9 protein-coding genes are annotated in these 7773 nt (G+C 65.6%); 6 read left to right on the top strand and 3 right to left on the bottom strand.

The features are described 5' to 3' along the window. Nucleotides 1–370 (top strand): transposase (locus CJZ82_RS17095; RefSeq protein ID WP_143593757.1); only part of this gene is annotated, 370 nt, incomplete at its 5' end. A 403-nt stretch (nt 371–773) separates the two neighbouring features. On the opposite strand, the gene CJZ82_RS17090 is transcribed toward CJZ82_RS17095, so the two are convergent. Both CJZ82_RS17090 and CJZ82_RS17085 read right to left on the bottom strand, forming a co-directional pair. After that, the gene (locus CJZ82_RS17090; RefSeq protein ID WP_094556939.1) at nt 774–1397 is read right to left on the bottom strand and encodes a 2OG-Fe(II) oxygenase; all 624 of its coding nucleotides are present in this window, start codon (nt 1395–1397) and stop codon (nt 774–776) included. A gap of 66 nt (nt 1398–1463) precedes the next feature. Continuing rightward, nucleotides 1464–1931, bottom strand: coding sequence for a protein phosphatase (locus tag CJZ82_RS17085; RefSeq protein WP_094556941.1), 468 nt, complete (start codon nt 1929–1931; stop codon nt 1464–1466). A 142-nt stretch (nt 1932–2073) separates the two neighbouring features. Between CJZ82_RS17085 and CJZ82_RS17080 the strand changes: the two genes are divergently transcribed. The 5 genes from CJZ82_RS17080 to CJZ82_RS17060 are packed head-to-tail and all read left to right on the top strand — an operon-like array spanning nt 2074 to nt 6649. Continuing rightward, a complete protein-coding gene (locus tag CJZ82_RS17080) occupies nt 2074–2334 on the top strand; it encodes a hypothetical protein (RefSeq protein ID WP_094556940.1) in 261 nt (86 codons plus the stop codon). 41 nt (nt 2335–2375) lie between these two features. After that, nucleotides 2376–3179, top strand: coding sequence for a methyltransferase domain-containing protein (locus tag CJZ82_RS17075; protein ID WP_094556938.1), 804 nt, complete (start codon nt 2376–2378; stop codon nt 3177–3179). 24 nt (nt 3180–3203) lie between these two features. Further along, nucleotides 3204–4130: an oxidoreductase gene (locus CJZ82_RS17070; protein WP_094556937.1), complete on the top strand. Its 927-nt coding sequence runs from the start codon at nt 3204–3206 to the stop codon at nt 4128–4130. Then, a complete protein-coding gene (locus CJZ82_RS17065) occupies nt 4127–5383 on the top strand; it encodes a hypothetical protein (RefSeq protein WP_094556936.1) in 1257 nt (418 codons plus the stop codon). The genes CJZ82_RS17070 and CJZ82_RS17065 overlap by 4 nt, the downstream gene beginning before the upstream one ends. Before the next feature lie 24 nt (nt 5384–5407). Continuing rightward, entirely contained in the window at nt 5408–6649 is a 1242-nt protein-coding gene (locus tag CJZ82_RS17060) for a mechanosensitive ion channel family protein (RefSeq protein ID WP_094556935.1), read from the top strand. 849 nt (nt 6650–7498) lie between these two features. Here CJZ82_RS17060 and CJZ82_RS17050 read toward each other — a convergent pair. Continuing rightward, nucleotides 7499–7773, bottom strand: a 275-nt coding sequence (locus CJZ82_RS17050; protein ID WP_143593756.1) for a GTP-binding protein, incomplete at its 5' end; no start/stop codon positions are given.

Raw genomic sequence — 7773 nt, 5'->3', positions numbered from 1 at the left:
CCAGGAGATGGCAGCAGACTGCGCCGGTGCTCACCAGAAGACCATCGGCGCCGACAAGAACTACGACACGAAAGGGTTCGTGGCCGAGATGCGGCGGCTGGGCGTGACGCCCCACGTGGCGCAGAACACCGCCCGCAGCGGCGGTTCAGCAATTGATGGACGGACCACCCGTCACGTGGGCTACGACAAGTCGATCAACGCCCGCCGAGGGATCGAAAAGGTATTCGGTTGGATCAAGGCGTTCGGCGGGCTGCGCCAGTTCAAGCTGCGCGGCCAGGAAAACGTGAGCGCCGTGTTTGGGCTGCACGTGATCGCCTACAACCTGATCCGACTGGGCAACTTGCTCAGGCCCACCATGGCAGGAGCATGAGCCGCCAGTTGCCCAAAGGTGTGCTCAAGCGGCGGCAGTCGGGCCGCCAAAACAGCCCAAATGCGGCGAAATCGGGCTGTCTGAGCGCTTGAAACGACCCCATCTGACGAAATCACAGAGAAATCAGCTCGGAGTTGAGAAAATGCGGCTGCTTAGTCGGTTTTTCCGCAGACTCTTAAGGAGCAATCAGATGCGCAGACGGCAACGGCAGAAACCTGCAGATCGCGGTTGTGGTCATCGAAGGATTGACCATGGTGTTCATGAGCCGAATCCTGGCCCTGACGTGAGTTCTTCGTGACTCGAACAAGGATGCAGGCCTGGAATGATCAAGACTTCAATCTACAAATTGAAGTGTTCTCAGCAGTGAATCGTTGTGATCGTACTTTGAAACATCCAATGGGCTTCAAGGGGCGGCGAGGCGGGCGATGTAAGCCTCAAGCGTGCCGGCGTTGATCCAGCCGGTGGCAATCGTCTTGGTGTGCTCCTGACTGACGCGGCCCCGGTGCGTGTGCGAAGGGCTGGCCGGAAAGATCAGCAGTTTGCCCCGCTCCGCCTCCTCATGGTGGTCCTGCCAGTGGAACTCGGTGCCGCCATCGGGGAGGGTGTTGAGGTACAGGATCCAGGCCAGCACACGCCGGATCGGTTCAGTGGCCTCCTCGCTGGTGGTCCAGTCGCAGTGCCAGCTGCGAAAGCCCTCGCCTGGGGCGTAGCGCTGCAGGTTGAAGATCGGGTTCACGAACAGGGAGCGCTCCGGGCACACCTCCAGGAGGAGCGGACGCTCCTTGAGGTATCGATCCAGCCCAGCGGACACCCCGCGCAGGATCAGTTCCGCCAGGCCATGGGCCTCGGGGTCGGAACGATCGATCGCCACCAAGCTGATATCGGTGGAAACTTTGGCGGGTTGGGCAGAATCGTTGCCGAAGGCGACGCCGGGGCGGCGCAGATCCTCCCGCCGCGCATAAAAGCCTAGGGCTGCCTCGGCGAGAGCGTCGTAGCCGGGATTTCTGTAGGTGGCGATCAGGCGCATGGCGGGCCTCCCTCAAGCTGGCACCGTAGGAACAGGCCAACTCGTAGGAACAGGCCCACTTCGCTCTCAGCCGAGCCTGGGGATAGCCACGACCGACTCATGGCGCACCCAGCTGTGCGGATCGGTGCTCACCTGCTCCGCCAGGCCCACCTGCTCCAGGGCTTCCGCGAGGGTGGCGGCGTCCAGCCCGCCCTCACCGCCGGCGGGCTCGAGGGGCAGGGCGAGCACCTGGGCTTCGGCGGGATCCGCCATCAGCTTGAGATTGATCGCCACCAGCTCCCGCTCAAAGAACAGCCGCCGCATCCGGGCCATGGTGCGAGGGCCGATGGCGCCGGCGAAGGCCTCCAGGCCCTCGCGGCTGCCATCGGCCCCGCAGTTGAGCGCCAGCCAGATCAGCAGCTTCGCCCAGCTCTCGGTGGTCCACGGCGGCGGGAAGCTGGCGCGGTGCTGACGCACCAGCTCCCCCAGGGCGAAATCGAACAGACCGGCCTGCAGGGCCGTGGCCTGGTCAGTACTGGCGCCGGCTGAGGTCACGGAGGGGCAGGGCGGGGAAACCCAGGCTGCCGCAAGCATGGTGCTGATCAGGAGTTCCGCACAGGAGCCACGGCTGGCGGCCATGAACCGCCTCAGGGCCGCCCTTGGGGGCAAACTGCATGGGCTTGCACAGGACACGCCCATGGCCCTGGATCTGAACGACCCGGAGCTCGAGTTCTCCGATCTGGTCTACGCCTACCAGAGCTGGGTGATGGCGGTCATCAACGACGAGAAGCTCGGTGGTGAAGAGAAGCTGCTCAACGACGACATCACCGAGGACGCGCTCAACGCCATGCGCTTCCTGCCCGGTGAGGTGACCTCGGCGATCGAAACCTCCCTGGCCCGCGTCTACGACGTCGATCCCGACGAGCTGGCCGAGCTGCTCTTCCCCGGCGAAGACTGAACTCCGGGTCACACTGACCTGAGCTCAGCACGCACGCACCGGTGGCCAGCGACACCTACCTGCTCGGCACCGACCTCCGCGAACTGGAGCGGCTGCGGCTTCAGCACGAGCTCTGGCTGCCGGAGGCTCGGCGGGCCTGGTGCCGGGCGGGCCTGAAACCTGGGGAGCGGGTGCTCGATCTGGGGGCTGGTCCTGGCTTCGTGGCGCGGGAGCTGGCTGTCGAGGTGGGACCTGAAGGCCGGGTGCTGGGCCTGGAGCTGAGTGCGGCCTACGTGGCCGCTGCCCGTGGCGCCGCTTCGGGCCTGAATCAGCTGGAGATTCGCCAGCACGACCTCTGCCAGGATCCCTTGCCCCAGGAGCCCTTCGACCTGGTGTGGTGCCGCTGGGTGCTGATGTTCCTTGGCGAGCTCGACCCCCTGCTCGATCGGCTCGCCGCGCAGCTGAGGCCGGGCGCGCGGCTGATCGTTCACGAGTACATCCACTGGAGCAGCTTCGGGTTGCATCCAGGCGCCGATGGGGTGGCGAGCTTCGGCCGTGCCGCCCACGCCAGCTTCCTGGCCGCCGGCGGGGATCCGGACGTGAACCGGCGTCTGCCGGGGCTGCTGGCGCAGCGAGGCCTCCGCATCGATGAACTGCGGCCTCTGACAGTGGTTGGGCGCCTGGGCGACGGTGTGGCGCGCTGGCTGGAGCGCTTCGTGACCACCTACGGCCCGGAGCTGATCCGCCAGGGGCTCTGGAGCGACGGTGAGGCCAGGCGGGCCCAGGCCGAGATGGCGGCGGCGCGGCAGGATCCAGGCGCCTTCTGGCTGGGGCCCACGCTGATGGAAACCCGCGCGACACGATGACTGACTTGAGCGACGAGTAGCCCGATGCCCTGGACCATGGCCGACAGTCCTGATCAGAGCGGCCGCATTGCCCTGATCACCGGAGCCAACAGCGGGCTGGGGCTGGAGACGGCCCGGGCCCTGGCCAGCCGCGGGGCCACGGTGGTGCTGGCCTGCCGCTCCCGCCGCCGGGGGGAGGAGGCCCGCGCCGAGCTGCTGCCCGCAGCTGCGGCTGGGCTGGAGGTGCTGGAGCTGGATCTGGCTGATCTGGCCAGCGTGCGCGCCGGGGCCCACTGGGTGCGGGAAAACTACGGCCGCCTCGACCTGCTGGTGAACAACGCCGGCGTGATGGCCCCGCCCCGGATGCTCACGCGAGATGGCTTCGAGCTTCAGTTCGGCACCAATCATCTGGGCCACGTCGCTCTCACGGCCGCGCTGCTGCCCCTGATGGAGGGGCGAAGCGATGCACGGGTGGTGACGGTGACATCCGGCGCCCAGTACTTCGGGCGGATCGCCTTTGACGACCTGCAATCGGAGCGGCGCTACGACCGCTGGGCCGCCTACAGCCAGAGCAAGCTGGCGAATGTGGCCTTCGCACTTGAGCTGCAGCAGCGGCTCGCGGCGGCAGGCAGCACAGTGGCCTCCCTGGCCGCCCATCCGGGCCTGGCCCGCACGAACCTGCAACCGGCATCGGTGGCAGCCGCCAACTCGAAACTTGAAGGCCTGGCCTACCGATTGATGGATCCCCTCTTCCAGAGCGCCGCCATGGGGGCCCTGCCCCAGCTCTACGCAGCCACCGCCCCCGAAGCCCGGGGCGGTGAGCACTACGGGCCCGATCAATGGGGAGGGATGCGGGGCTGGCCGACCCAGGTGCGGATCGCGCCAGCGGCCCTCGACCCCCAGATCCGCCGGCGCCTCTGGGAGGTGAGTGAGCAGCTGGTGGGCCAGGCCGTTCCAGCTCAGGCCCCATGAGCAGCGGGGCCACTGCCAGAACCCTCGGGGCCCTGGCAGCCATCCTGCTCTGCGGCGGCTGCCAGGGCTGGGGCGGGCCCGACAGCCTTTTTCTCTATGTGGAGACTGACTCCGTCAAAACCAATGCAGTGGAGCTGGGAGACAGCCAGAAGCGGACCCGCAGGCTGATCGAGGAGTTCCGCCAGGTGAACCCGGGCGTGAACATCCACGTCCGCCATCTGCCCAGCGACGCCTTCCTGCGCTCCACGGCCTTCCGCACCTCCCGTGGGCTCGGGCCCGACCTGATGGTGACCCGGGTGGTGACGGCCCTGCGACTGAATCAGCAGAAGCTGAGTGAGCCGGTGGAGCTGGATCCCCAACGTCTCAAAGACATCGAACCGCGTTTTCTCGATGATTTCCGCGTCGGGCGCCAACTGCTGGCCGTGCCCCTGCTGGCGCAGCCGGAACTGGCCTGCTTCGACCGGCGGCGCGTGCCCACACCGCCGCGCGATCTCAATGAGCTGATCGGCCTCAGCGCCAAGGGGCTGAAGATCGGCCTGTCCCTGCGGCTCACGGATCTCTACTGGACCAGCAGCGCGCTCCAGGCCAATGCGGCCGTTGAGCGCCTGCTGGAAGCGCCCGCCAAGGCCGACGCCGGCCTGACGATCAGCGCGAGCGACCGCCAGGACCTGCTGCGCTGGCTGAGCTGGCTCAACAACGCCAACCTGCAGCAGAACGTGGAGTTCGCGGATGAACCGGTTGAACTGGTGCAGCGGCTGGAGGAGGGCAGGCTCGGTTGGATCAGTTGCAACAGCCTCTGGCTGGAGCGGCTCGGCAAGGCGCTGGGGCCGTCGTTTGGGGTGTCAGAGCTGCCGGGCCGCGCTGGCGAGCCGGCGCAGGGGCTCACCCGGCTGAAGGTCTGGAGCTTCGGGCGGCACTCCACACCCCGTCAGCGCCAGCTGGCCGAGGAGTTCGTGCTGTTCACACTCAACCGGCTCAATCAGAAACGGCTGATGCTGACCGCCCCCGGCAACCTGCCCGTGAACAGAACCGTGTTGATCCCCAGCAAGAGCTCCAGTGTGTTCGCGGCCCTGTCGGGCAGCCTCGACAGGGCCGAGCTGATGAGCTTCAAGGATCCCGACCGGATCGAAACCCGCCTGGCCTGGGTCGACGGTGTGCTGGAGAGCGCGATCGTGAACGCTGAGCCACCCGCTGTGGTGATGGGGATCCTGGAGGCGGGGCCACCCCCTGGGCAGAGCTCAACCACGCCCTGAAGTACGCCGTCCAGCCGATCAACGATGCGCCTCTTCCTCTACGAAATCTCCGGCTGGCTGGGCTATCTGGCCCGGCCCCAGGTGCTGATCCAGGTGCTGGTCGGGATAGCGCTGTTCGCCTCTTACTCCACCTGGATCCGCCCTCGGCTGCTGGGCCGTGGCCACCGGCTGGAGTTCCTCGGCAGCCTCGGGCTGCTGCTGGCGCTGCGCCTCAGCGCGGTTCTGCTGGGCTGGTGGGGGTTCCCCAACGGCCTGGCCCACTACATGGCTCAACTGTTCGGCCTCTGGCTGTTGCTGGCCTTGGTGCGGCTGTTGTCGCGGCGCTGGTTCCGAGATGAAGACATTGAACGCCTCTACACCCAGCTGGTACGCCCTCTGGCCGTCCTGGTGGTGGTGGGATCGCTGATCAACCAGCTGGATTCACTCATCGATGTGGGCCGGATTCCGCTGATCACCTTGTTCGGCGAGCCGCTGAACGCCAGTGGCATCGTCCTGCTCCTGACCATCCCCTACTTCCTGGTGGTGGTGTCGGGCTATGCGGTGGTGGTCGTTGGAAGTCTGCTGCAGCGACTGCTGGGCTTCTCCAACAGCACCAGGGTGGCGGTGGAGCTGGTGAGCCGATATGTGGTGATCGCCCTTGGATTGCTGTGGGTGCTCAAGCGCATCGGCTTGAACAGCACCGCTCTCGCAGCGGTGGCTGGAGGCTTGTCTGTCGGACTGGGCTTCGGCGTCAAGGAGGTGTTCTCCAACTTCGTGAGTGGGCTCTGGCTGCTGTTTGAGGGGTCGGTACGCCCAGGCGAGATCCTGTTCATCGATGGCGACCCCTGCGAGGTGCGCAGCCTCGGGTTACGGGCGGCGGTGCTCTGGCGCGACCGCGACAACGCCGAACTGGTGGTTCCGAACCAGGACTTCTTCACGACAACGACCACCACCTACACCGGCAGCGACCGGCTGCGCCGCAGCCAGGTGGAAGTGTCGGCCGCCTATCGCCACGACCCCGAGACCGTGGTTCACCTGCTGGAGCAGGTGGCCCTGGCCTCTCCGCGGGTGCTGCCCCAGCCCGCCCCGAAGGCTCTGTTGATCAGTTACGGCGATTCAGGCATCAACTATGCCCTGCGGTTCTGGATCGCCAATCCAATGGATAACGCTGGCATCAAGAGCGAGGTGTGCACAGCGGTCTGGCACGCCTTCAGCAGCGCGGGCATAGAAATTCCCTTCCCGCAGAGGGTGTTGCGGAGCGCCAGGCCAGAACCCGAGGCTTCATAGCCGCCATCGCGTTTACCAGTCCTTCAACTATGGGGTACATAGAAGGATCGAGCCAACCCACAGGTGACAAAACAGCATTTAGGGCTGAGGACTTGGCGTACGTGCGTGTAGCTGGTTGCCTATCGAGGTAAGAGGCATCAACGCCCTGCCCCCGCACGCCCTGCTCCTGCTCCGGGCGCAACACCAGCGCCTGAGGCGGGGCCACCCACTCCTCCAGCTCCCACCCCTGGAACAGGGGCAACCCCTGCTCCCGCGGCACCTGCTCCAGCGCCAGGGGCGACACCAACTCCTGAGGCTGGGCCACCCACTCCTCCTGCGGCAGGAACACCAACAGCGGCACCCCTTACTGCAGGTGACGCCAGACCGGGGCCAGCAGCACCAGCACCCAGGCCCGGACGTACGCCGACGCCCGATGCTGGGCCTCCAACGCCTCCACGAATGGGGCGAGCTTCAGCGCCAAACGGAATGGCCAGGATGCAGGTGAGGGCTATCCCACCCATGACAATAAAATTCTTCATCGATGCAATGACGTCTTCCCCAAACTTAGCCGATGAAATAGGCACATGACTCGGGCCTACGTGCTTTATGAATAAGTATTGCCAAGGATCGGGAAAGCTATACGCTCAGGCCCGCCTTTTCGACAGCCTGCTGGAGTATTTTAACGGATTGACGTCTCTGTTAAGGCCAGTGTTGATTGATGACAGAACTATAGGATTACTTCTATGGCATCATTGGCTCGGGCCAAATCTCTGGTGCTAAGTCTGCCCTCTAGCCTTTAAATGCTCGCGCTCACCTGCCCGGCCCCTGCAGGCAGGGCACATCACTCAGAAAGCAGCATCGTTGGCCCACTCAGGTGCTAGGGAGATCCAGTACTACTGCCGTGTCGAACAACTCACGCAGCGACGGCGGTTCGATGCGGTTGGCGGCTCCAATCACAACGACGCGCGTGTGCGGCCTCCGTTGGCCCCACTCATTCTGAAATGAAATCTCCACGCGCTTGCCGACCACCTGGAGCACGGCAGGCAGCTCCAGTGCATCAGCAACGTAGGCCACCCCCTTGGCCCGATACACGGTCGCCGGTAATTTCCGTAGTGCATCACGAAGATCTTCCAGAGCAAGCGGCT

The organism is Synechococcus sp. 1G10, from assembly GCF_002252625.1.
Lineage (GTDB): Bacteria > Cyanobacteriota > Cyanobacteriia > PCC-6307 > Cyanobiaceae > Regnicoccus_A.
This window is presented reverse-complemented; position numbering and strand designations above follow the sequence as displayed.

Bases quoted from the DNA above. Each gene is read 5' to 3' on its own strand.
- CJZ82_RS17090 (WP_094556939.1), bottom strand. From the start codon at position 1,397: ATGCGCCTGATCGCCACCTACAGAAATCCCGGCTACGACGCTCTCGCC.
- CJZ82_RS17080 (WP_094556940.1), top strand. From the start codon at position 2,074: ATGGCCCTGGATCTGAACGACCCGGAGCTCGAGTTCTCCGATCTGGTC.
- CJZ82_RS17070 (WP_094556937.1), top strand. From the start codon at position 3,204: ATGCCCTGGACCATGGCCGACAGTCCTGATCAGAGCGGCCGCATTGCC.
- CJZ82_RS17065 (WP_094556936.1), top strand. From the start codon at position 4,127: ATGAGCAGCGGGGCCACTGCCAGAACCCTCGGGGCCCTGGCAGCCATC.
- CJZ82_RS17060 (WP_094556935.1), top strand. From the start codon at position 5,408: ATGCGCCTCTTCCTCTACGAAATCTCCGGCTGGCTGGGCTATCTGGCC.